Annotated in this window: 19 protein-coding genes; 9 read left to right on the top strand and 10 right to left on the bottom strand. The window is 50.1% G+C overall.

The genetic code is table 11. The features are described 5' to 3' along the window. Positions 1-99 precede the first annotated feature (99 nt). The 5 genes from DMN77_RS00920 to DMN77_RS00900 form a co-directional block, all read right to left on the bottom strand. The gene (locus DMN77_RS00920; RefSeq protein ID WP_068779306.1) at positions 100-1,371 is read right to left on the bottom strand and encodes a Gfo/Idh/MocA family protein; all 1,272 of its coding nucleotides are present in this window, start codon (positions 1,369-1,371) and stop codon (positions 100-102) included. A gap of 67 nt (positions 1,372-1,438) precedes the next feature. After that, the gene (locus tag DMN77_RS00915) at positions 1,439-3,034 is read right to left on the bottom strand and encodes a hypothetical protein (protein ID WP_179013117.1); all 1,596 of its coding nucleotides are present in this window, start codon (positions 3,032-3,034) and stop codon (positions 1,439-1,441) included. Positions 3,035-3,068: 34 nt separating this feature from the next. Next, on the bottom strand, positions 3,069-4,736 hold the full coding sequence (locus DMN77_RS00910; protein ID WP_218652812.1) for an extracellular solute-binding protein: 1,668 nt from the start codon (positions 4,734-4,736) through the stop codon (positions 3,069-3,071). A 33-nt stretch (positions 4,737-4,769) separates the two neighbouring features. Continuing rightward, positions 4,770-5,669: a carbohydrate ABC transporter permease gene (locus DMN77_RS00905; RefSeq protein ID WP_372775143.1), complete on the bottom strand. Its 900-nt coding sequence runs from the start codon at positions 5,667-5,669 to the stop codon at positions 4,770-4,772. Between the two features lie 12 nt (positions 5,670-5,681). After that, positions 5,682-6,647, bottom strand: coding sequence for an ABC transporter permease (locus DMN77_RS00900; protein ID WP_068779472.1), 966 nt, complete (start codon positions 6,645-6,647; stop codon positions 5,682-5,684). Between the two features lie 293 nt (positions 6,648-6,940). On the opposite strand from DMN77_RS00900, the gene DMN77_RS00895 reads away from it, so the two are divergent. Continuing rightward, on the top strand, positions 6,941-7,861 hold the full coding sequence (locus tag DMN77_RS00895) for an EamA family transporter (protein WP_179013115.1): 921 nt from the start codon (positions 6,941-6,943) through the stop codon (positions 7,859-7,861). A gap of 34 nt (positions 7,862-7,895) precedes the next feature. Here DMN77_RS00895 and DMN77_RS00890 read toward each other — a convergent pair whose 3' ends face one another. Continuing rightward, the gene (locus tag DMN77_RS00890) at positions 7,896-8,879 is read right to left on the bottom strand and encodes an AraC family transcriptional regulator (RefSeq protein WP_179013289.1); all 984 of its coding nucleotides are present in this window, start codon (positions 8,877-8,879) and stop codon (positions 7,896-7,898) included. Positions 8,880-9,068: 189 nt separating this feature from the next. Between DMN77_RS00890 and rhaB the strand changes: the two genes are divergently transcribed. The 3 genes from rhaB to rhaM all read left to right on the top strand — a co-directional run bounded on the left by rhaB (position 9,069) and on the right by rhaM (position 12,201). Further along, positions 9,069-10,520 carry a rhamnulokinase gene (gene rhaB, locus DMN77_RS00885; RefSeq protein WP_179013114.1) on the top strand — a complete coding sequence of 484 codons (1,452 nt, stop codon included), beginning with the start codon at positions 9,069-9,071 and terminating at the stop codon, positions 10,518-10,520. A 16-nt stretch (positions 10,521-10,536) separates the two neighbouring features. Continuing rightward, positions 10,537-11,790: an L-rhamnose isomerase gene (gene rhaA, locus DMN77_RS00880; RefSeq protein ID WP_179013112.1), complete on the top strand. Its 1,254-nt coding sequence runs from the start codon at positions 10,537-10,539 to the stop codon at positions 11,788-11,790. A 96-nt stretch (positions 11,791-11,886) separates the two neighbouring features. After that, entirely contained in the window at positions 11,887-12,201 is a 315-nt protein-coding gene (gene rhaM, locus DMN77_RS00875) for an L-rhamnose mutarotase (protein WP_179013110.1), read from the top strand. 620 nt (positions 12,202-12,821) lie between these two features. Here the strand turns inward: rhaM and DMN77_RS00870 are convergent. The 4 genes from DMN77_RS00870 to DMN77_RS00855 form a co-directional block, all read right to left on the bottom strand. Next, on the bottom strand, positions 12,822-13,838 hold the full coding sequence (locus DMN77_RS00870) for an SPFH domain-containing protein (protein WP_179013109.1): 1,017 nt from the start codon (positions 13,836-13,838) through the stop codon (positions 12,822-12,824). Positions 13,839-13,967: 129 nt separating this feature from the next. Next, positions 13,968-14,774: a TPM domain-containing protein gene (locus DMN77_RS00865; RefSeq protein ID WP_179013107.1), complete on the bottom strand. Its 807-nt coding sequence runs from the start codon at positions 14,772-14,774 to the stop codon at positions 13,968-13,970. Then, the gene (locus DMN77_RS00860; RefSeq protein WP_179013106.1) at positions 14,771-15,802 is read right to left on the bottom strand and encodes a primosomal protein N'; all 1,032 of its coding nucleotides are present in this window, start codon (positions 15,800-15,802) and stop codon (positions 14,771-14,773) included. The genes DMN77_RS00865 and DMN77_RS00860 overlap by 4 nt, the downstream gene beginning before the upstream one ends. Before the next feature lie 39 nt (positions 15,803-15,841). Then, positions 15,842-16,420, bottom strand: coding sequence for a PspA/IM30 family protein (locus tag DMN77_RS00855; RefSeq protein ID WP_082789987.1), 579 nt, complete (start codon positions 16,418-16,420; stop codon positions 15,842-15,844). A 258-nt stretch (positions 16,421-16,678) separates the two neighbouring features. Between DMN77_RS00855 and DMN77_RS00850 the strand changes: the two genes are divergently transcribed. From DMN77_RS00850 to DMN77_RS00830, 5 genes are all read left to right on the top strand, one after another. After that, positions 16,679-17,587, top strand: a complete 909-nt coding sequence (locus DMN77_RS00850) for an AraC family transcriptional regulator (protein WP_179013104.1) — start codon at positions 16,679-16,681, stop codon at positions 17,585-17,587. A gap of 197 nt (positions 17,588-17,784) precedes the next feature. Further along, entirely contained in the window at positions 17,785-19,611 is a 1,827-nt protein-coding gene (locus tag DMN77_RS00845) for a class I mannose-6-phosphate isomerase (protein ID WP_179013103.1), read from the top strand. Further along, positions 19,601-20,533, top strand: coding sequence for an ROK family protein (locus DMN77_RS00840; protein ID WP_068779296.1), 933 nt, complete (start codon positions 19,601-19,603; stop codon positions 20,531-20,533). Before DMN77_RS00845 ends, DMN77_RS00840 begins: the two co-directional genes overlap by 11 nt. Before the next feature lie 13 nt (positions 20,534-20,546). Beyond that, positions 20,547-22,994 (top strand): glycoside hydrolase family 38 N-terminal domain-containing protein, encoded by a 2,448-nt coding sequence (locus tag DMN77_RS00835; RefSeq protein ID WP_179013101.1) that lies wholly within the window; start codon positions 20,547-20,549, stop codon positions 22,992-22,994. Between the two features lie 191 nt (positions 22,995-23,185). Next, positions 23,186-23,401, top strand: a complete 216-nt coding sequence (locus tag DMN77_RS00830; protein ID WP_068779294.1) for a heavy-metal-associated domain-containing protein — start codon at positions 23,186-23,188, stop codon at positions 23,399-23,401. The last annotated feature ends 13 nt before the right edge of the window (positions 23,402-23,414 follow it).

Genomic DNA, 23,414 nt, shown 5'->3' with positions numbered 1-23,414 from the left:
GCTTGCATCTGTCTGTTGCTGCTGCCCAAAAAAGAGACCGCCATCTCTACATGTCAAGTGTAGAAATGGCGATCCTTTATGTTTCCGGAATAAACATAGCTACACACTCACTGGTTGGGCGTTCATCACCCGTTTCTCGAAATCAGCGATCTGTACGATTCTCCCGGTCAGGCGCGACTCCTCAACAGCAAAGGCCATCACATGGCTGTGAACCGATTGCTCGATCAGGTTGGTGTTATTCCTCTCCCCCTTAATCATTGCGACCAGCTCCTCCATGATGCCTTCGTCTCCGCCGCTGTGCTTGGCGCTGCCCGGATTGATCCTGTATTCATTCGTTGTACCGGTGGCAAATTCCGTAACCTCGATCACGTTCTTCTCCATCGAAGCCCGGATCTCCCCCTTCGTTCCCATGAATTTCATCGTCCTGTCGCAATCGTTCGTGAAGGCGCACATGGTGAAGGCAACGGTTACGCCGTTATCGAATAGCAGGGTCGCAACCTGGTGATCAACTACATCATTATCATTATGGAATACGCATTTGCCATAAGGCCCTTCCACCAAGGCCCGCTTCCTCGCTTCGTAGCTCATATCCGAGCCAAGACAGGAGGTCGGCCAGCTGGTATCTTCAGTCAGATAAATGTCAGGCGCATAATACGGGCAGGTGCCGCTATGACTGCATCCGTCGGTACAACGCTCCGGCGAGCCTTCGGGCGCGTTCTCCTTCTTGAAATACTTCAGATCGCCGAAGGAGGATACGGCGCTGCATTTTGAATCCAGCAGCCAAGCGAGGATGTCCATGTCATGGCAGCATTTGGCCAGAATCATCGGCGAAGAGTTGGCCGTCACATGCCAATTGCCTCGTACATAGCTATGCGCATAATGCCAATAGGCCACGTTCTCCGCATGGGTCACGGAGACGATGTCGCCGATGATCCGGCTGTCGATCAGCTCCTTCATTTTGCGGTAAAATTTCGTATAGCGCAGCACATGGCATACCACCACCGTCGTCCCGTATTGCTCCGCCATTCTCTGCAGCTCCAGGCATTCCTGCAATTTCGGAGATATCGGCTTCTCCAGCATAAGGATATAACCCTTGCGAATCGCCTGACAGGCGTAATCGAAATGCTGGTTATCCTGCGTGCAGATCAGCACCGCATCCGCCAGCTTCGGTTGGGCCAAGAGCTGCTCGCCTGAGGCGAACGCCATCTCATCCTTAATATGATATTCCTTCTGGAAGGACGCACGTCTGCCCGCATTGGGATCGGCCACCGCCACAAATTCAAGCTCATATTCATGTGTTCTGGCGTAAGGAGCATAAGAGAACTGCCCCCGTTCACCTGCTCCAACCAGAGCCAACGTAATTTTTGCCATGATGCAACCCTCTCCTCAAGTCCTGAAATGATTGATTCCTATTTAACAAGCATGAAGTTGCGCTGCTCTATAATTCATCCCGAACCCTAATTTTGTTCGTTACTGCCTGGGCCCCTTCGCGCGCAATTTCGATCCCGTCCGCGAAGGCACAGTCCTGTACGACATTTGGACGCCGGGAACGCGAACTCCGCTGCGTAAAAATCAGCTTATCGGCGGTGCAGCCGCGGATTTGCACGCCATCGGTATTAATCAGCATCGTACCGCACTGGGGATAATTCTTCGTCTTCACGATGTGCACATCCTCGAGCGTCAGGTCAGAGACCTTGGAGCGGGCAATCATCCAGCAGCCGGAGTGCCGCTTCACAGCAATCCTTCTGGCGCTCTCCCCCCAGGTTGGCCCGCTGTTGGCAAAGGAAATCAGGCCGGAATTTCCGATATAGGTCAAATCGTGCTCGAACTGGCCGTGCGTGACAAAGGCGCCATGATAGTCGCCGTCGCCGTGGCAGTTCTCGACCATACAATAGGCGCTGCCAGTAAAGTCGTTCAGATGGCGCGCATTGCTGGTCGTACAGTCACGTACCTTGCCATACAAACAATGAATTTGCTGCGTTAAATAACCCGTGCCGCCTACGATCACCTCCACGGGATTAACAAGCGTGCAGCCCTCGGTCACATAATGGGTATTGTGCCTGCGCATAATGACAGGCCAATAGGTATGATAAGCCTTAAGCCCGGAGGCGTTGCATTCCACCGCATACTCGAAGGCTAAGGGCTGGGCGCCTTGCTGCTCGCCTCCAGCATTTCCCCAGAACACCATATTGCGCACATGGATCTGGCGCACAGGCTGGGCTTTCTGATAAGTAAGCAGGCGTCCTTCAGCAAGCTCCCAGCCCATTTTATAGTTAAACCGGACATGTGTCGCATCGATAATCTCCGTCACCATCAGCAGCTTGTCGATCTCCTTTTCTTCCTTGCCGGCCAAAGGATTTACCGTCACCACCCACCATTCGTATAGCCGGAAGGCGCTGCTGTCCGCAACCTCGAAGATATCCTCCAGCTCCCGCAGCGGTTCGGTCAGTGTTAACTGCTGTGTGCTCCCGGTAAGTCTGCCGCAGAAATGCATAATAGCGCCAAAAGGATCATTAGGCTGTGCGGGCTCGATGCCATCCGCAGTAACCGTGCAGTTGTTGAAGTCCAGCTCCAGCCCGCTGCGGTGAAATTTGTGCCGCTTCGTAAAGCGCAGATCCGTATAGCCCTCAATCCGCTTGATCTCCGGATCGTTCACCATCGCCTCAAGCGCCTGATCTGCAGGCCGCTCGGGGCCAAAGATACCAAAGTAGCGAAAATCGCCTACGCCGCCATGCAGCAGCCGCCATCTTCCAGGAGGCAACGGGGCGCTCACCTCACCTGGAGACACGCCGGGGATCCTGGCGGCCCCCTGTCCCGCAAGCCCGGCTTCGTCAGCACGCCGCATGTCCTCAGGCGCGATCACCGTGCCGCCGTTATGGCTTAGCGTACAATCCGGCTGCCACTCCAGCCTTGCAGCGATTCCCCCTGACCCCACGTGCTCAGGCAAGCAGGACAGAACGGCGGTATCGCCGTTCTGCAGCCCCTCCATCGGCAGAGCCATTAACTCATCAATCGAATCGATATGATAGATCACAAGTATCCCTCCGTTCGCCCGATAGAAGGCAACGTTATTTTATCGCTTCATTCCATCTTTGCAGCGCCGCCGTTTTAATTTCCATCAGCTCCGGCAGCCCCATTTTGTCCAGTGTCCCAATATAGTTGTTGAAGTTATCCAGGCTCTCCTCGCCAATAATGAACTTCGTCGTCATCAGATTGACATATGAGAACAGATCGTTCTCAATGACATTTCCTCTCTCCGATTCCTTCGTTGTGTAGCGGGCATTCACCGGATACGCATCCCGGTAATACGGAACCTGATTCTGGTTGACCTGATTTACCTTCATCTCCATGAGAGGGTAGTTCGCCGGGATAGCCATGAAATCCAGCAGCCCAGGCAGCTCCATATTGACGGAGACCGATTTGTTAATATCCCCGAAGCCCGTAATCGGTGGAATCCATTCATATTGGGCCTTGCTGTCGTCTGTATATTTCCAATGCTCGCCTTCATAACCCAGGAAGACTGTATTGCCATAGAAGCCGTCTACCGCGTTCTCCTCTGTCGCGTAGAACATATCGAGCAGCCGGATCGCAGCCTCCGGATATTTGCATTTATCCGTAATAACAGCACGGCTGGTGTATAGATTATCCGGCGTCTTCACAACCCGCTTATCATTCGTCGGAGAGGTGAGCGGAACCAGGCTAAGCTGCTCCGTTTTGGTTGTCTCAGGGTCAAGCAGGGTTGGAGAAGCGTTGTATACGCCCACCAATCCGCCCTTCACCTTGGCTTGCCACTGCTGTGAGGTTTGAGTGGAGAACTCCCGGTCGATCAGGCCCTCTTTATACAGCTTGTTGGCGTAAGCCAGAAACTCCTTATACTCAGGCATCGCCGGCACATAGACAACTTCGCCCGCATCGTTAACATCAAAGCCGATGCCGCCGGTCATTCCGGTAAACGCAGGAATCAGCAGGTTCTGCATGGCGATCAGGCCAACGCCGGAGAACGGAATCTCGTCATTCGGATCGCCGTTGCCGTTCGCATCCTGCTCCTTGAACGCCTTCAGCATCGTATAGAGCTCATCCGTCGTCGTTGGAGGAGTCTCGATACCGACATTCTTCATCCACTGCTCATCAAAAAAGCTAAGATGCCCCTGTGTAGTCGCCGTCTTGAAGTAGTAAGGCAGACCGTAGATTTTCCCATCCATCGAAGTTACAGCAGCTCGGACAGACGGCTCCTTAGCAAGCAGCGCCTTAATATTCGGCGCATACTTATCGATCAGATCGGTTAGGTCAAGGAAAATCCCCTGTGGGCCATAGGTCTCTTCATCGGTCTTCTCCGCGCCCCTCAGGATAATGTCGGCATATTCCCCGCCAACCAGCGCGATATTCTTCTTCTCATTAAAGGTGTCGCCCTCAGCCAGCTCGAACTTCAGATCAATGTTGGTCTTCTCCGCCAACCGTTTGAAGATCTCCAGCTCGCTCCATTCGGTGCCGCCCGGGTCCTTCTTGCCCATCACCGTCAACGTAATTCGGTCCTTTGTAATCGGATATTCGCCAACCGGATTCATATAATCCGGCCCTGCACCCGCCGGCCCTTCGTTGTTCGAGGCCGAGGAATTATTCTTCGTCCCTGTACCCGAATTCGAGTTGGATGATGCAGAACAGCCCATCATTGAGGCGAACATCAGAATCAGAACCATAAACCCTGCGAAGCTTCTTGCTTTTACCCCTCTTTTCATTCCCTTGCTCCTCCTTTATTTAGGTTTATATTGTCAGCCCTTGACCGATCCAAGCGTGACCCCTTTGACAAAATACTTCTGGACAAAAGGGTACATCGCCATCACCGGCAAAGACGCAATGACGATCAGGGCATACTTGATCTGCTCCGCCGCCCGCAGCTCCTCCTGCAGCAATCCTGCCGTATCGCCGCCCTGCTGCAGCAGATTGGCGTTGAATTGACTCTTCAGCAGCGTCTCACGCAGCACAATCTGCAGCGGCTGCCACTGCTCATCCCGAATGTAGATCAGAGCGGTGAAGTAGCCGTTCCAGTGAGCGACGGCGCTGAACAAGGCCATAACGGCCACGATGGCCGAGGATAGCGGGAGCACGACCTGCAGGAACAAGCGAATGTTGGAGCAGCCGTCAATCTGCGCCGCCTCCTGAACCTCCGTCGGGATCGTTGTCTGAAAGAAAGTCCTTGTAATAATGATGTTAGTCATGGATGTAGCCCCCAGAATGACCATCACCCAGGGTGAGTTGTATAACCCTACGCTCTTCACCGTCATAAACGTCGGAATAAGTCCGCCGGAGAAGAACATCGTGATGAGGAACATAATGGTAAAAAATTTGCCCCCTACAAAATCCTTGCGCGATAGCGCATACCCCGCCAGCACGGTCACCATAACATTGATTGCCGTTCCGCCAGCCGTATAGAGAATCGTGTTGAAGTATCCTCTGAGTATGCTGTTATCATGGAAAATGCTCTTATAGCCGGCGAAGGAAATATCCTTGGGCCATAGCAGCATTTTGCCGGAATTGACCAGGTCCGGATTACTAATCGAAGCGCTTACAATAAACCATAACGGATACAGCGTGAGCAGCAAAATAGCAACCAGGATAACCATGTTCGTTGTATTAAAAAGCTTATCGGCCTTCGTCTCTTGTACTTGCACAAAAACTCCTCCTTACCACAATGAGGTCTCGCCGACTTTGCGGGCGATTCTATTAACCATGATGAGCAGAGCCAGATTGATGAGGTTGTTGAACAGGCCGACCGCGGACGATAAGCTGTATTGCGCCTTCTGAATCCCCAGCTTGTACACATAGGTGGAAATGACCTCCGAGCTGGCGATATTGATATCCTTCTGCATCAGCAGCACCTTCTCGAAGCTCAGGTTCATAATCCCGCCGACACTGATAATCAGCATAATAATGATCGTCGGCATGATCGCCGGAATATTGACGTGGATGACCCGCTGGAGGCGTGTCGCTCCATCGATCGTAGCTGCCTCATGCAGCTCGGGCGATACTCCGGCCAGCGCCGCAAAATAGATGACCGAACCGTACCCTGTCGCCTGCCATACGCCTGACCATACATACATATGATCGAATAACGCTTCCTTTTGCAGAAATAATACCGGTTCGAGGCCAAATAATCCTGTCAGTTGGTTGACCAGCCCCGAGTTGGAGAAGAACAGATCGATCATGCCTACCAGAACAACGGTGGAGATGAAGTAGGGCATATAAGTAATATTCTGCACCAGCTTCTTGAACCGGGTACCGCGAACCTCGTTGATCATCAGCGCCAGTATAATCGGAGCCGGAAAGCTGATAAGCAAATAATACAGGGAGATCCGGATGGTATTCCAGAAGATTTCACCGAACCGCACCGAGCTAAAGAAGGTTATAAAGTGCTTCAATAGGGGATCGGCCCACGGACTGCCTCCAAAGCCCTTCGTAGCGATAAAATCCTTGAACGCGATCTGCACGCCGTACATTGGAATATAAGCAAATATAAAAAAGTACAAAAATGCCGGTAGTATAAATAAGTATAACGCCTTGTTGCGTTTCACCATCAGCCATTTATAATTCCTGCCCGCTGCCGTTCTTGTATGGGTTGCACCCGCAGGAGCCCGCTGCTTCTTGGCTATTAACAAATTGTTCCCCTCCTGTTGTAAATGAATGAGGCTGCTATCCGTCGACGATAACCTGCCCTAATCATAAGAGGAGCCTACCCATCCGTAAATCGCCGTTATTTAATTCCGACACTCAAAATTTATAATCTTAAAAAATGAATGCCCAGCTTAAATGATGATCGTTTACGAACAGAGACCCTCCGCATATACTGTCCTTACTGTGTAAGCCGGGCTGTGGATAGTTCGTTACGTCAAGAGCAATCCCCGGCTTGCTGATTACTGTGAGATTGTTGCTGGGGGGGCTGGAGTTGAACATTCTGCTTATTATTGTCGCCATTCTGCTGTTCGCAGGGCAGACGCTGTCGATGAAGCTGATCAGGGCACAGCATTTACGAGACAGATTACTGATCAATGCCGGGTTTACACTAATCGCATCTGCGGGATTGCTGTTGTTCAGTCTCGTTCAGCCCGATATTCGGCAAATTAGTGTTAATACGTGGGTGTTAGGAAGCTTGTTTGGCCTTTGCTTCACGCTGACGATCATTTTCTATAATCTGGCGATCAGCACAGGGCCGCTCTCTTACACGGCCTTCTACTTTTCGGCAAGCATGATTATCCCGGCGCTCACCGGCATAGCTGCTTTTGGCGAAGCGCTGAAGCTTACCGTCGTCGTGGCGGTGCTGCTGTTCCTGGCCGCCTTTTATTTCATTAATAAAAATCCCGATAATAGCGAGCCAAGGGGCCATGCAGATCCAGTGAGGAATGGGAGTCGATCAAGGTGGAAATTGTACTGCCTGTTAACCTTCTTGAGCAACGGCATGTTAGCGGTTATTCAGCGGTTCCATCAATTCAGAATGGAGGGCACCGAGTCCAAGGGGCTGATGCTGGTTGGCTTCTTATTTGCCTGTCTGTTTTATACATTGACTTATACAGTACTGGCCGTTAGGGGGAATAAAAAAGAACGCCTCTCCCTATCCCGGGAAAGCGCTCTGCTGTATCAAAATATATTGCCGCTCCTACTGCTGGCAGCTACCTCGCTAATGGGCAATCTAATCCTCACCTATTTGGCCGGAGTGGTCCCCAGCTCCTATTTGTTCCCGCTCGTGCAAGGAAGCATGATCGTGTCGATTACCCTATGCTCGGTGCTTATCTTCCGCGAGAAGCTCAGCCGCCTGGGCCGGATCGGCATCTCGCTTGGTGTGCTGGCGATTGTGGTCATCAACTTATAAAAAAATGTACGACCTCGTGACCGATTGCTGCAGCTCAGACGCCAGCTCGCTTCTGCAGCGGAAGCATTCGATATTCCCTCTTATATAAAACATAGAAGTGTGTTTTATTCTGAAAGCCCACCTGTTCGATGATGTCATTCACCGGCATTTGAGTTGATTCTATGAGCAGGTTGGCGGCCAGAATCTTTTGCTTATTCACTAATTCCGTAAAGGTGGAGCCCGTCTTCTTCTTGATGATATTGCTCAAGTAATTTTTGTTATAGCCCAGCTTTTGTGCCGCCGTGCTCAACGTAATATCGCGATATTCCTGTTCGATGAGCTGCAGCGTGTTAAGCGCTACGTTATGGGTCTCTGAATAGATGCTCTGGACCTCATCAGACAGATATGTGTCGCACTTGCGAACCAGCTCGGTGAAAAGAATAGGCAGGTACAGCGTGATAATCCTGGTAGAAAACTCCTCATCCCGGAAATATTCGGTGATGATTTGTTCCAGGATTCGCCGGATATGCGGAATACTCGCACTCTTGAAAATAATATATTTCTTCATCGGATTGCCATCAACCGCTGATCGCAACAGGAAATCAAAGACCAGACTATTCTTCTTCTTGATTCCCGTAAGCCATTCCAGATTGATATTCTGATCACGGAACAAAATGTTGATAAGAATATCATCCTCCCCCAGCGCCTGAATCGAATGACTGGAGCTTGTATCAAGCAGCAGCAATTCGCCCTCCTGCAGCAGTTCCTCCTTACCCTCAATGATCTGACAGCAATTCCCCTGCAGCATATAGTTCAGCTCCAGAAATTGATGCGAGTGAAGAGGGTAATCGGCAAAACGATTATGCCGGCTAACATAAATATCCTTGTTCCTGAAAAAATACTCATTCAGCAAATTCATATGGCCATCTTCTTTGGAGAACGAGTTGTGCGGGTAGTCCATAATGAACTGGCCGGTTCCTTTCTGCTGTCTCTCTATGCTGTTGATCTGGTAGATCTGTCTCCTGATCGCCTCATCCATCCCGATCACAACCTGTAAATTTGATACTTTTATCATAATCTCCCGTCATTGTAAACGCAATTTCCCAAACATATATTGGTGGTAATCACTTTAATAAACGTGAAATGCGTTATTACGCTGCGGCGATCCTGGCACATGAGTGGACAACGGGTCAAAAGAACCGCTTTACCAAGAGGGGACGGGATTGACATGAAGAGCTACCTTGCAGTGGATATCGGCGCTTCCAGCGGACGGCTTATGCTTGGCAACGTGGTGGAAGGCAAGCTGCGGGTTCGCGAGGTGCATCGCTTCAAGAATAGCTTCTCCCTTCGCGACGGGCATGAGCGCTGGGATATCGACGGACTTATTGGCGAGATCTTCACCGGATTAGAGAAGCTGCGGCAAGAAGGCCTCACAGAATGCACGTTAGGCATCGATACCTGGGCGGTGGATTACGTGCTTGTTGGGCCGAATAACGAGAAGCTGGCCGACCCGATCAGCTATCGGGACCGCCGCACCGCCGGCAAAATCACCGAGCTGACCGCAAAAATACCGAAGCAAGATATTTACGAGAGAACCGGCATCCAATTTCTTGAGCTCAACACGTTGTACCAGTTGTATGCAGAGGAGCCGGAACGCATCAGGCAAGCGGAGCAAATTCTGCTCATCCCCGATTATATCGGCTACGTGCTGACCGGCAGAAGAGTTGCTGAGGCGACCAATGCTTCCACCATGCAAATGCTGAATTTACGCGAACAGAACTTCGATCGGGAGTTATTGAATTTTCTAAAAATAGATCGCAATCAATTTGCGGAGCTTACCGATGCAGGCACCTATCTGGGGGAGCTCCAATCAAAATGGCATGAGAGGTACGATATCCCTGCTTGCCATGTAATTACAGTGGCTACTCATGATACCGCCTCTGCGGTAGTTGGAACCCCAGCTCTGGGCAAGAACTGGGCCTTCCTGAGCAGCGGCACCTGGTCGTTGATTGGAATGGAGCTGCCCGAGCCCGTGTGTGGGCCGATAGCTTTTGCAGAGAACTATACCAATGAATGGGGCGCATACGGCACCTATCGCTTCCTGAAGAACATTATGGGGTTATGGATGGTGCAGGAGATCGCCAGAAATACGGATTACAAATACAGCTTCGCGGAAATGGCCGACCAGGCCAGCCAATATCCGCCCTTCAGGCAGTTGATTGACGTTAATGATCCGCGCTTCAACCATCCGGGTCATATGATCACCGAGATTCAGGACTACTGCCGCGAGACGGGCCAGGAGATTCCCGGGTCAATCGGTGAATTGGCCCAATGTGTGTACGGCAGTCTGGCGCTGCGTTATGCCAAGGAGCTGGAACAAATGAAGCGAATGACCGGGCGTGAAATCGATTCGCTCTACATCGTTGGCGGCGGCAGCCATGTGGCGATGCTTAACCAATGGACCGCCAATCTGGCAGGGATCACGGTCTACGCCGGCCCTTCCGAAGCGACAGCAATCGGAAACCTATGCGTGCAAATGATTGCTGACCATGAGCTGGGGAATGTGCGGGAAGCGCGTGAGCTGATTCGGAATTCTTGTGCCATCGAAGAGTACCCACCACAACAAGGGGATACATCCCTTATCCTAAAAACCTATAACGAGATCATCAGCAATAAATAAATGGGAGGCCATATTGATGAGTCAAGTTGAAGCATGTTATCAAGCAGCGAAGGAACGTTATGCAGCCATCGGAGTCGACACGGACCAAGCGCTGGAGAAGCTGCAAAAGGTTAAGATTTCAGTACATTGTTGGCAGGGGGATGATGTGAAGGGCTTCATGAACCCCCGCGGCGATTTGACGGGCGGTATTATGGCCACCGGTCATTATCCCGGCGCAGCCAGAACAGCGGAGGAGCTGCGCGCCGACCTGGAGCAAGCCTTCTCCCTCATTCCAGGCAAGCACAAAGTGAACCTGCATGCGATCTATAGGGATACCTCCGAGAAAGTGGACCTGAATGAGCTGGAGCCCAAGCATTTTGCAACTTGGGTTGATTGGGCGAAGAAGCAAGGGCTGGGGCTCGACTTCAACCCAACATTCTTTTCTCATCCGATGTTTAAAGATAACTACACCCTAGCCTCCCCGGACAAAAGCGTTCGCGATTTCTGGGTGGAGCACGGCAAACGTACCCGTAAGATCGCTGCGTATTTCGGTAAAGAGCTTGGCCAGACAAGCATCAACAATTTCTGGGTTCCCGATGGGATGAAGGATAATCCGATCGACCGCCTGGCGCCGCGTCAACGCCTGATGGATGCTCTGGACGAAATATTTGCCGAGAAGCTGGATGAAGCCTATACGCAGGAATCGGTCGAAAGCAAGCTGTTTGGTATCGGTGCCGAAGCTTATACAGTCGGATCGCATGAATTTTATATGGGCTACGGTATTACGCGTAATAAGCTGATCTGTCTGGATGCCGGACACTTCCATCCGACGGAGGTTATCTCCAATAAGCTCTCTTCACTGGCGCTGTTCAGCAAGGGAATTATGCTGCATGTCAGCCGTCCGGTTCGCTGGGATAGCGACCATGTCGTATTGATGGATGACGAGCTAATTGAGATCGGGCGTGAGCTGGTGCGCAACGATCTGCTGAAGGTTACCCATATCGGACTCGATTTCTTCGATGCCACGATCAACCGTGTAGCGGCCTGGGTAGTCGGCACGCGCAACACGCAGAAGGCTCTGCTAAGGGCCTTCCTGGAGCCAACCGAAGAACTGAAGAAGCTGGAACTGGCGAACGACTTCACCGCACGAATGGTCATCACTGAGGAATTGAAGGATTTCCCTTATGGCGATATATGGAACCATTTTTGTGAAATTAATGGCGTACCTGTAGGTCTGGAGTGGTTCAAGAAAGCACAAGCTTACGAAGAAGGGGTACTTCTGAAGCGATAGAGTCATTAAATATAGAAGTTGAACGCTCCGGCTGCTTGGCTCTGGATCTTTACCCGTTCAACGAGAAATCGCACCGAGAGGAGGACATCATCCGTCATGGAAAGAATCGCATGCATCATGTATTTACTTCCGGGGAATCAATTTGAATATCACAAACGCCATAATCAGCTATGGTCGGACATGAAGCAGGCCCTGAAGGAACACGGCGCTTCCAACTACTCGATCTTCCTCGATCAGGAGTCCGATACCCTGTTCGCTTATCTGGAGGTTGAGAGTCAAGCCGATTTCAATAAAATCGCAGAGACAGACATCTGCAAAAAATGGTGGGCTTATATGGCCCCCATTATGAAGTCCAATCCCGACAACAGCCCTGTGACGAAAAACCTGAAGCAAGTGTTCTACTTGCCATGAATCAAAAAGGAGCCGCAGACCTGCGGCTCCTTTTCACTATTCGCAAAACATCCGTTATTCCATAGCACGCCGCTTCAGCGTTCACTAATGTGTGTTCTAATTGAGCACTGAGCATAACGATCTCTAACGAAACGTGGTATCGTTATTTGCACCAAATCGGCCCGCTTGGAATTTTAACGAAACAGGATATCGTTATTGAGCCAAATAAGCAGCTTTTACCCCTTTTTTTGTCCGAATAACGATATGGTGTTTCGTTAGATTTTATTCACGTCTGTTTTGGCCCTAATAGCGATATGGTGTTTCGTTAGAAGACGGAATAAGGAGCAAACGGCCGCATGTCCACATAAAGGTGCTCTTCGATGGAGGTAACGAGTGGTCCTTCTATGTTCTTCACTATGTCCTTATTGTACTCACACGCTTTCCGGCAGCAGCGGATAAAGGAATCGAGAAAGGTTACTGGAATCTAAGGCAATCCACGATCCTACTTACGTCTTACGTCATCCCCCAGACAAACCTCAATGAAAAACCGCAGGATGCAAGCTCGGTCAGCTATGCACGCTCTGCGGTAAACTTTTTTCGTCAGATTATCTTCTATACCTTCTATATATACTATCCTCTAATTAGCCCAGCTTTTGACCGCAATTCGGACAGAAATTAGCACCTTCGTTCTTCGCGCCGCAGTTTGGACAGAAGTTCGGTTTAGCGCCGCCTGCTTGTGGAGCCGAAGGGGTGTTGACGGGCTGCTGGGATGGGCTCCCGGCGGCTGACTGCGGATTCGCACCTTGATTTGTACCTTGATTCATATTTTTCATCATTTCATTCGCCATGTTCATTCCCATCATCATCCCGGCCATATCCGAAGCTGCGCCACCGCCCTGCAATTTACCGGAGGCCATGGCATCGGTGATGCTGACTTGCTGATATTTCTGCAAGTTGCCGATCATTTCATGGGATGCCGTCTTCGTGATCATATCCTGAATTTCTTGCGGATAATTGAAGCTCATCACCTGGAAGCCTGTGATTGTCATACCATTCGCCATAACTTCCATATCCAGATCCTCGCGAATCCCCTTGGCGATGTCGGAGGCATTAGCCTGCAGATTGAACATGTCCTTGCCTTCGCGACTGATCCACTTCATTAATAGCTGATCCAGTATGGAAGTGATGCGGATCTTGACATCCTCAACAAGGTAGCTCTCCTTCATTCCGGCGATTCGATCGATCAGCGTCACATAATCATTGACTTTAAAATTGAACGTACCGTTCGCACGAATCGGCATACCGCCTGGAAGCTGCGCAGTCGGGATCAGAATCGGATTCTGGGTCCCCCATCTCACAGTAAATTCCTTCGTGTTCACGAAGAGGACTTCCACCCTCATACCGCTGTTAAAGCCAAACTTGAAGCCTTTTAGCGTAGATAAGAACGGAATGATCTCGGATTCGATGTTATACTCTCCGTCTTCCTGGAAAATCCCCTCGATCTTGCCGCCATTCATAAAAATAGCGTCCTGACCTGCACGGATAATCAGCTTACTGCCCTTCTTGATCTCCCGGTTGCTCCACTTCCAGAAGATCATATCATCACGGAACTCTTCCCATTCTACAACGTTGGCAAATTGATTCTTAAAAAATCCCATCTAAATCCCCTCCCAAAATCTCTTATCGTTTTTGTTTAATAAACCGGTCTATCCGCACCGTAGCCATAGCATGTACTTTCGATATGGCGCTTCAGTGAATTCAGCGGGCATTTTGAGCTCTCCTGATATTCAGAACGAGCCTCTGCTGCCGCTGTGCGAGTGTCCCCCGCCGGTAATTCCGCCACCGCCGCCTCCACCGGAACTGCTGGAGCTGCCGGAGCTTTTCTCGATCTTTTGCTTCGTGACCGTTGTCCGAATGTACCGATCCTCCTTACCCACGATCCCTGACGTACTGCCATCCTCATAGGTTTGCCGGCTCACCGTGACACGTCCGCCAGTACGAGCAGCCATAGTACCAACTACTATGGCTCCAATCGCCAAGGCCAGGGCCAATTGGAACCAAATATTAAACATAATATTGTCCGGGTTCACCCCGGGCTTGAAGCCTAAATATTTATAGGACGTTCTGATATATTTCTCGAATCCTTGCCCATAATCGCCCTCGGAGAAATCCGGTGTTATCTTGCCGCGGATCTTATCTAGTCTATCATCGCCCAAATAATCCTTTGCTTTATAGAATCCGGCCAGATACACCTCGCGATTCCTCATATCCAGTGTTAGAAGGACCGCATTGCCATGCGGCTTATCGTACCCCGGTGCCTGAGTATCATAGAACTTTTCCGTAATCGCTACGACATCCAGGTTCTGATCATTATGGGTGGTAATAATTATAATGTCCGTGTCTCTTTTGGCTCCTAATTCATTAGCCAGCTTATTCAGCTTAAGATATTCATCCTCTGTAAGCAGATTCGCTTTATCGAAGATTAATTTTTTCGTCTCTTCAGCTGCAGCAAGTGGAGCCGTGCCAAACAGATATCCGACCAGAAGCAGCAGAACGGCCGCTAAACCTAGTAATGCACCACCACGTTTCTTCATAGAAACCCTCCCCCCATCGCCCAAGAGATAAGCTTAAGTGCCAGGAAGGAAAAGCTGGTAACACCGGCAAACCATGCTGCCACCTTCCCCATGCTAAGCGGGGGCTTGCCTACCACTTTGCCTGTCTGGCCATTCATCGCGAAGGTGTAGCTCTTGCGGTTAAAGTCGTATTGGAACATCCAGACCGGCACCATACAGTACTCTGCATTCCTCATTTTCGTATCAATCTGCCTATCGGTAAAATGGAAGGTCGTATATCCCGATACGGATGAAGAGATTGACTCTTCGATATACTGCCTGATCTTATCCTTAGCCCGTGGCAGCAGATCCGTCTCGGTATAGCTGTACTTCTCCGCTGCATAGCCGGCCAAATAAGGAGTCTTGAAGCTCTTAAGTTGTTCATAGGGAAAGGGCTCCAGGCGATCCATCAGCTTATCATCCATCTTCTTCGAGGCATCGATCGGTACGCGTAAATAGTTCAGACGCAGCCCCCGATAGATATCAAAATGCTTCGTTTCCGTGTAGCGGTAATCCCCCATGGTATACGTCCGCACCTTCGTCGCATGTCCATGGGCATCCACCTTGTTATGTAATTCATACAACCAGAAGGGGACATACACTCCTGTCATCCCTTTGATCCGATTGGCGGCCATAAATCCGCTTGGGGTCAGCAGGCCATTTCTGCACCATTTCTTGAAAGCCTGCGTCGCCTGCTCCTTACTGATCGAGAAGGGAATCACTAACGAGGGGGCGAGCCTCCCGCTCAAGCGATCGCCAAGAACGACAGCGGAGCCACAGAAATTACACGTCGTAGCCGCTGTGTCCACATCTGCAATAATGACCGCACCGCAGCTTGTGCAATGGTATTCCTGCACTTCTCCTGCCTGGATTGTCTGCTGGCCAAGAGGATCCTGGCTCTGCTCGATATTATCCTGTCTGCCGCAGCTATGGCAGGTCAGTGTTCCTTTCTCCGAATCAAAGACCATACCGCCGCCGCAATTCGGACACTTGTACTCAATTACGTTCATCTGCTCACCTCAATCACATTAAAATAACCAAAAACAAGATTACTTGTTATTCGGATCATCCTTCCGAAGCTCGGCCAGCGCTTCCGCCTCATGGATCGCCCGTGTCATCCGCTCTTCAATGTCCCGGAACGAGGCCTGACCGGAGGATAGACCGTCAGAACTCAATTCCTGTTGGAGTCTGGTTTCAGCCAGCTTTCCCTTCAGTTCGATTCGTCTCTGCTCCAGCGCTGCCAGATCCGCTATCAGTCTATCCTGAACCTGCTTCATGCTGGCCGCCTTTGAAGCAGCCAGATTGTAGGCATTCTGCAGGTCATTTAGCCTCTCGCCAAGCTTCCCTGCTTGCTCCAGAAACTTCCGCGATTCAGCCTCATTGCCTGCTTCTACCGATTTATCTGCATATCGCTGCATTTTTATGATTTCGGCACAGCACTCGTCCAGCGCGTTCTTTGCCCTTCGCTCCTCCGCGAGCAAAGAAGCCGTCTCTGCTTTCACTTTCCCCAGATCGCTGTTTAAGCTGCGCATATACTCGTCCATCGACTTTCCAGGATCATCCGATTGATCTCTCCAAGAGTTTACATTGGCTCTCGTCATATTCTTCAATCTTGAAAAAATCCCCACCAATTACCGCTCCCTTCCTAGAAGTACATCTTCCATATAATACAGCAGTTCCAGGCAAAAAGTTTCAATCGGGGGCAATACAATATATAACATACCTTCATTGCTTCCCGGCATCAAGGTAAATTCGCACCCCGAAATTGGCTTCATAAGTGCTAATTATGCAGGCTCATAATAACCTGATTTGAGTCTGCCTTGGTGAAGTCGGAATATATTTGCTAGAATCAAAAATAATACTTTATGTCTAATCGGAGGGTACCCATGTCTTATGAAGCCTTCAGAAGAGCGAACTCCCTTCTTAACCAACATATCTCACGAATTAGCGGGAATCAGGCAGGCTTCAAAATTTACTATTGGGGCTTCATGCCTCTTCATTACAACAACTCTCTGCACCGGCACTCCTTTTTTGAAATTTGCTACGTGTTGGAGGGCGCCGGCGAGTACACAGACAACGGTGTCGATTATCCATTGCAGACTGGAACTTTATTCTGTTCTAAGCCCGGGGTATGGCATCAAATTCGCAGTGAACAGGGCCTTGCTTTGTTTTTTGTAGCTTTTGAAGTCGATGAATCGCAGACCTCTGAAGCTTATACAAGAGGCTTCCGCAGCATAGCTCACCATGGCAAGATTATCGCCAGCCCGGAAGACGCTCAGATCACAGCGCAGATTTGGCAGACGATTCTAGACCTGATCGGGAGTACACGGCCTATCCCTGGAGACATGCTGCAGCACCTTGTCCTCTCGCTATTTCTATCCTTTCTGCATGGACTCTCTTCCGCGCCGAATATAAATGACGATGCTCTAAATGAGGACACCGAAGAGCATCGTCAGTGGAGACGAGCCAAGCTTTATATAGAGGATAATCTCTCTTCACCTTTACGAATGGAGCAGGTCTCTCAAGAGCTTGGTATTTCCTCGCGGCACTTATCCAGGCTGTTCCGCACCCAGCTAGGCCAAACCTTTGTGCATTATGTGCAGGAACGAAGGGTACAAAAGGCCAAAGAATGGCTGCTTAATAGTGACTTAGCTATCAAGGATATCGCTGAACGCGCCGGGTTTGAATCGGTCCATTATTTTACCCGTGTATTTACAAGAAAGCTGGGCGTTGCCCCGGCCAAGTTCCGAAAAGCTCAATTTACGGATGGACGGCAAAATAGAAAGCAGACCTGACTCGGTTTTCCACACCGCGCGCAGCTCCCAGCGCGCGGTGCTTCGCTGCATGACGGCGGTCGGTCAACCACATATCCTCTCACTCGCTCTCACTCGCAATGTCCGAATTGTACAAAAAACAGGGGCCAGTTTCTAAAGATTTACGTCTTAATTCTCCTTACAATGAAGCTAATCATTTGTATAGGAGTGTGGCTTGAATGTTTCAGAAAAGGCCTGTCAACCCCGTTCGTTCTTATCCGATCCAGCCTGATTCGGCGATACCTTATGCTAAGGCTGGCTTGCAGCAAGGATATGAAGCGATATCCGCCCCATTGATCTCTCTGGCCGAGCAGGCTCGGCCTGACCTCATTCACATCGCTCTTGATGGAACTCATGGAGCCCAGTTCCAGCCGGTTCTGCACAGCATGATCGAAGCGCTTGAGCAACAGGGCTACTCCACTCTTGTCTTGGATACAAGCCGCTTTATCAAGACAAGTGAGGTCCTGCGTCAGCATTTTCAGCAAAATATTACGGATAACCGCGCCTTCGGCTATTTCACAGAAGGGACGATTGAAGATTATTTTCGGCCCAACGCCAAGCAGGAGGCCATCAGTACCCTACATGATGCGAGAACAGCCGCTCATTCTTCCAGAACGCTTTGTGTCATCAACTATGGTCCTGGTGCTTATTGGCTGGGCGACGGTAATTTCGACATTGCCTACTTCCTGGATATCTCACGAGAGCATCAGCAAATCGAGTACAAGCAGCAGCTGGTGAATTTCGGATTCGATAAGAACGAAGATGACACAGAGAAGTACAAAATAGCGCTGTTTGTGGAATGGCCTATTTTTGAAACCTATCGCAAGCAGATTTTGAACGCTGTCCACTACTATATCGATATGAATCAACCTGAGGCTCCCGTGATGACAACAACCTGTACGCTGCGTCAAATGATCTCCAGTATCGCTCAGGCGCCTATGCGTGTGAAGCCGTTTTTTGCGCCAGGGGTTTGGGGTGGTCAGTACCTCAAAAAAATCGCCGATCTGCCCGCAGATTGGGTCAACTGCGCGTGGAGCTTTGAACCGATCGCTCCGGAGAACTCTATCATCATGGAATATGAAGGCAAGCAGATCGAAGTTCCCTTTCTCCTGATCATGCACTATGAACATGCCTCGATTCTCGGAGAACGGCTCGTTAAGCTATTTGGCGATTATTTTCCGATTCGCTTTGACTATCTGGATACGATGGATGGCAGTAATTTGTCCTGTCAGGTTCATCCGAAGCAGGAATATATCCGTAACCAGTTCAACGAGTTCATGGCGCAGCAGGAGTCCTATTATATTATGGAGAATAAGGGCAGCTCCGAGGTGTACCTGGGGCTGACGGAGTCCTGTACCAAAGAGGGCTTCTATACCGCTGTCCAAACCGCTCAAGAGACTGGAATCCCGATGGAGATCACGGATTATGTTAACTCTTATCCTGCGAAGAAGGGCGATCTCTTCCTTATCCCAACTGGAACAGTACACGCCTCGGGGAAAGATAATCTAGTGCTTGAAATCTCATCTACTACATGGTGGTTCACCTTCAAAATCTATGATTATCTGCGTCAGGGCCTGGACGGAAAACCACGCCCCATCAATATCGATCATGCGTTTGAGAATATCGACTTCTTCAAGAAGACGAACTGGGTTGAGGAGCATCTTATTCCATCCCCAACCCTGCTGCGGTCGCAGAACGGTAACGAGGAGTATTTATTAGGTCAGCATGCTGATTTACTGTTTTATGTCCATCGAGTGCATTTGCATGATACATGGGAGGATCATACGAACGCTGAAATGGTGATGTACAATCTCGTCGAGGGCGAACAGGTACGGATCATATCATGCGCGGATGAATCTGTGCAGGTTGAGTTGAAATATGCTGAATCCTATATTCTGCCTGCCCACTTCGGAGCTTACCGAATCGTTAATCTTGGCAATGGGCCATGCAAACTGATTAAAGCAGGCGTATCCCAGACCTGGGATGTGAGTCTCATTGAAGCGTAACATCGTTATTGCGCTTGATGTAGGGGGAAGCTATATCAAAAGCTGCATCCTGCTGAACCATGTCCCTATAACCGCTAGCCAGAAGGAATTTCCCTCGTTGGCAGACCAAGACCAGGAGACGATTATCGAGCAATTGATTCATATTTTTAAATACCAGGCGGATTTTTACCATTCGCAATTCATAGAACAAGACGGTCATTGGCGGATCGGTTTGGCCTTTCCCGGCCCCTTTGATTATAAGCAAGGCATTTGCTACGTTCAGGGATTGGATAAATTCGAATCGCTTTACGGATATCATGTAAAAGAGGCCTTATATGAGCGGCTGGCACAAGAACAAGGCTCCTGGGCGCGACCGCTTCAATCGGCAGAGATCAGGTTTGAGAATGATGCCAGATTATTTGCGTTAGGCTTTAGCACGAATTATCCGCAGGCTCGCTTCATGGCGCTAACTTTAGGCACCGGACTGGGCTCTGCTTATATCGACAAATCCACCATCATGGATCATTCCCAGGGCATTCCGGCCAACGGCTGGCTGTACAATCAACCTTACCGTGATGGAATCGTGGATGATGCTTTCTCCAAGCGGGGAATCCTCCAGCTCGCCCGCAGTCTGGGGGTGATGAAGCCTGATCTCGATGTGAAGGAGCTGGCTGAAGATGCTATAGCCGGTGATCGTTTATCCCAAGAGGTTTTTATGGAGTTTGGCCATCGCCTGGCTGATATGCTTATTCCGTACATTCAGGCCTATCAACCCGATCTTCTCGTATTTGGAGGACAGCTCTCCAAAAGCTTTCATTTATTCAGCGGGGCCCTGCAAAGCTTCGCCGATCAGCATCGCATTCAAATACACACCTCAGAACGGATGCTAGAAAACACTTTCCTGGGTATTTCACATATGTTCCGCTTTTGTCACAAACTTTAAAGGAGAGATCTACATGCCAAGTCAAAAACCGTGGAAAATTTACGCCATACATCATTCTCATACGGATATCGGGTATACGGAACGCCAAGAGAAAATCCAGCAATACCATGTAAATTTCATACGTCAGGCCCTGCAAATTTTACGTGAAATTCGTTCAGGTCGCCACCCGGAATGGGCAGGCTTTAAATGGGTATGTGAGACATTTTGGCCGGTTGAATCCTTTATGAAGAGAGCAAGCGAGCAAGAAAAGGCGGAATTTGCAGCGGCAGTTCGCCACGGTGAGATCGGTCTCTCCGGAACCTACCTCAATATGAGCGAATTGATGGACAAGGAGCTGCTAGAGTCAATGATCGGACGCATTCAAAGCTATGGGAAGTCTATTGAGGCTCCGGTTACATCCGCCATGACAGCCGATATTACCGGCTTTGGCTGGGGATATGGCCAGGTCCTGCTCGATGCCGGCATTCAAAACCTGATGACCTGTATTCATACGCACCATTCCATGTACCCCCTATGGAAGAAGCAGCAGCCCTTCTGGTGGGAAATGCCCAGCGGCGAACGACTGTTAACCTGGAATGGCGAGCACTATATGTTCGGCAATGATCTCGGATTGGTCCCGGGCATCGGCGGCTCCTATACCATCAAGGATGAACTCGACACCAGCCAAGGCGTGACCTTCGAGATCGCAGAGACGCGAATCCAGCGTTATATTCAACGCTTGGAGCAGGATGGCTATGCGTTCCGCTTCGCTCCGGTCATGTTCTCCGGCTTGCCGACGGACAATGGCTCACCTAATCCACAAGTCATGGAGTTCATCCAGCAGTGGAACGCCAAGCATGGGGAACAGATCATGATCGTATCGTCGACTTTAGAGGAATTCTTCACGGAAGTCCGGGAACATGCGGCAAACCATCCCGAGGATATCCCGGTCCATCGCGGCGATTGGCCGGATTGGTGGACGGATGGCGTAGGTTCAACGCCAAAGCATGTGCAGGTCTACCGCGAAGCTGTACGTGCGTATCACAAGGTGAAGAGATTAGATCCCCATTGCCAGACCGTATCCCCGGATACCATGAGGGATATCGAATATCAACTTGCCTTGTTTGCAGAGCATACGTGGGGATACCATTCCTCGGTCACCGAGCCGTGGAATCCATTTGTTCAGGAATTAGGCGTGCGCAAAGAAGCCTTTGCGGCAAATGCGAGCGCTGCGGCACATCGCGCGCTCTATGACATTCTGGAGCATAAGGGAGAGGCACTTCTATCTCCACATCGACCGATGAAATTCAAGCTATTCAATCCCTTCGACTTCGTTCAGGAGGATTTTGCCCAGCTTATAATGGAGAGCTGGCACTACAGCTTGATTAAAGATGGATTTGAGGTGCGAGATGTAGACACTGGCGAATTGTACCCTTCACAGCTCCGGCTCGCCTCGCGTGGCGTCATTATAAGCATTCCCGTTACCCTTCAGCCCGGGGAGGAAAAAACCGTCCATATTCAGGCCGTTCCATCCAGTAAATTCAGAACCGCCTACCGCAACGACTATGTTGGAGCTGACCGAATGATGGATCTCGATGTGACGAGTGATGTACGGGCATTCAAGGTGACCTCGACCTATATAGACACCCCGTTTGTCCACATCACATGGACCAAAGGAGATGGCATTACCTCCTGGATCGATAAACGCATGGACAAGGAAATGCTGCGTCAGGATCGCCATCACCACGCCTTTACACCCGTATATGATGTAACCCGGGCAGCCAAGGTCGAGGATCAGTACGAGGTGCGGCGCAAAATGGGGCGTAATCGCAAAGGCTCTGATGCTGTTACTTCAACGGGAGTACTCACGAAAGCCGAAGTCATCTCCGAAGGCGATGTGTACGGCACCGTGGAATTAACCTTCGAGGTAGCCGGCTGCTCTCATTATTCGCTGCTTGTTACAGCTTACGCCCAGCATCCTCGGGTGGATGTCGCGGCTCGTATCCACAAGGATAGCATCTGGGATCCGGAGAACTTATATATCTCTCTGCCTTTTGGAAGTCCAGCTGTAAGTAAAACCGAGGAGCTATGGATCGATAAAATGAATGCCCTGACTCGTCCGCGCAAAGACCAATTGACAGGCAGCTTGGCGGATTACTATTGCGTAGGCGAGGGTGCTGCTTATGTATCGGCTGATCATGGCACCGCGATAGCCATGCCGGATACGCCGCTCATTCAACTCGGTTCATTGAATCATCAGTTTCGCCTGCTCCACGGCGACACCAAGCTGCAGCAAGACCCCGCTCATTTATATGCCTGGCCGATGAATAATTATTGGGAGACCAACTTCGCAGCGACCTTGGGCGGATTTTACGAATTTCGCTATCTTGTAGCTTGGGGAGAGCAATACCAGACTCCGGAAGCCGCCATGGATGCGTGTCGCAGCATGAATGCCGGTATTCTGACCTGGAGGGTTCGCTAATCTGCTGAATTTGCAAGGCATATTATTAGTAAATCGTTGTTTACAGAGCGTCGATCGCTTGATCGATGCTCTTTGCTATTTTCTCCAGCATATACTTTGCAGTTTTTGACCTCCGTCAAAGTAACGCTTCGAAATATCACTTACACTAAAGCCATGAAAGGAAATCCATTCAAATCAGGAGGCCGTTGAAAATGACAACCAAAACTTATCAATTAGAAACAGTAACATGCCCCAGCTGCATCGCAAAAATCGAAGGGATGCTCAAGAAGCTCAGCGGTATCCATACCTCCGAGGTCATGTTCAACTCTTCAAAGGTCAAGGTGAGCTTTAATGAATCCATAACTTCTTCAGAAGTTATCAAGGGGAGTATCGAAAAATTAGGCTATAAGGTTCTCGCAGAAAAATAAGAGAAATGGAGCG

It is taken from the genome of Paenibacillus sp. 79R4 (assembly GCF_013393165.1).
Taxonomy (GTDB): domain Bacteria; phylum Bacillota; class Bacilli; order Paenibacillales; family Paenibacillaceae; genus Fontibacillus.
Note: the sequence above shows the minus strand (reverse complement) of the source record. Positions and strands in the feature narration are given on the sequence as shown.

Coding starts and splice junctions, on each gene's coding strand:
- DMN77_RS00845 (WP_179013103.1), top strand. CDS start 17,785: ATGTTTCAGAAAAGGCCTGTCAACCCCGTTCGTTCTTATCCGATCCAG.
- DMN77_RS00830 (WP_068779294.1), top strand. CDS start 23,186: ATGACAACCAAAACTTATCAATTAGAAACAGTAACATGCCCCAGCTGC.
- DMN77_RS00870 (WP_179013109.1), bottom strand. CDS start 13,838: ATGGGATTTTTTAAGAATCAATTTGCCAACGTTGTAGAATGGGAAGAG.
- DMN77_RS00865 (WP_179013107.1), bottom strand. CDS start 14,774: ATGAAGAAACGTGGTGGTGCATTACTAGGTTTAGCGGCCGTTCTGCTG.
- DMN77_RS00890 (WP_179013289.1), bottom strand. CDS start 8,879: ATGGATGAGGCGATCAGGAGACAGATCTACCAGATCAACAGCATAGAG.
- DMN77_RS00910 (WP_218652812.1), bottom strand. CDS start 4,736: ATGAAAAGAGGGGTAAAAGCAAGAAGCTTCGCAGGGTTTATGGTTCTG.
- rhaB (WP_179013114.1), top strand. CDS start 9,069: ATGAAGAGCTACCTTGCAGTGGATATCGGCGCTTCCAGCGGACGGCTT.
- DMN77_RS00835 (WP_179013101.1), top strand. CDS start 20,547: ATGCCAAGTCAAAAACCGTGGAAAATTTACGCCATACATCATTCTCAT.
- DMN77_RS00860 (WP_179013106.1), bottom strand. CDS start 15,802: ATGAACGTAATTGAGTACAAGTGTCCGAATTGCGGCGGCGGTATGGTC.
- DMN77_RS00850 (WP_179013104.1), top strand. CDS start 16,679: ATGTCTTATGAAGCCTTCAGAAGAGCGAACTCCCTTCTTAACCAACAT.
- rhaM (WP_179013110.1), top strand. CDS start 11,887: ATGGAAAGAATCGCATGCATCATGTATTTACTTCCGGGGAATCAATTT.
- DMN77_RS00920 (WP_068779306.1), bottom strand. CDS start 1,371: ATGGCAAAAATTACGTTGGCTCTGGTTGGAGCAGGTGAACGGGGGCAG.
- rhaA (WP_179013112.1), top strand. CDS start 10,537: ATGAGTCAAGTTGAAGCATGTTATCAAGCAGCGAAGGAACGTTATGCA.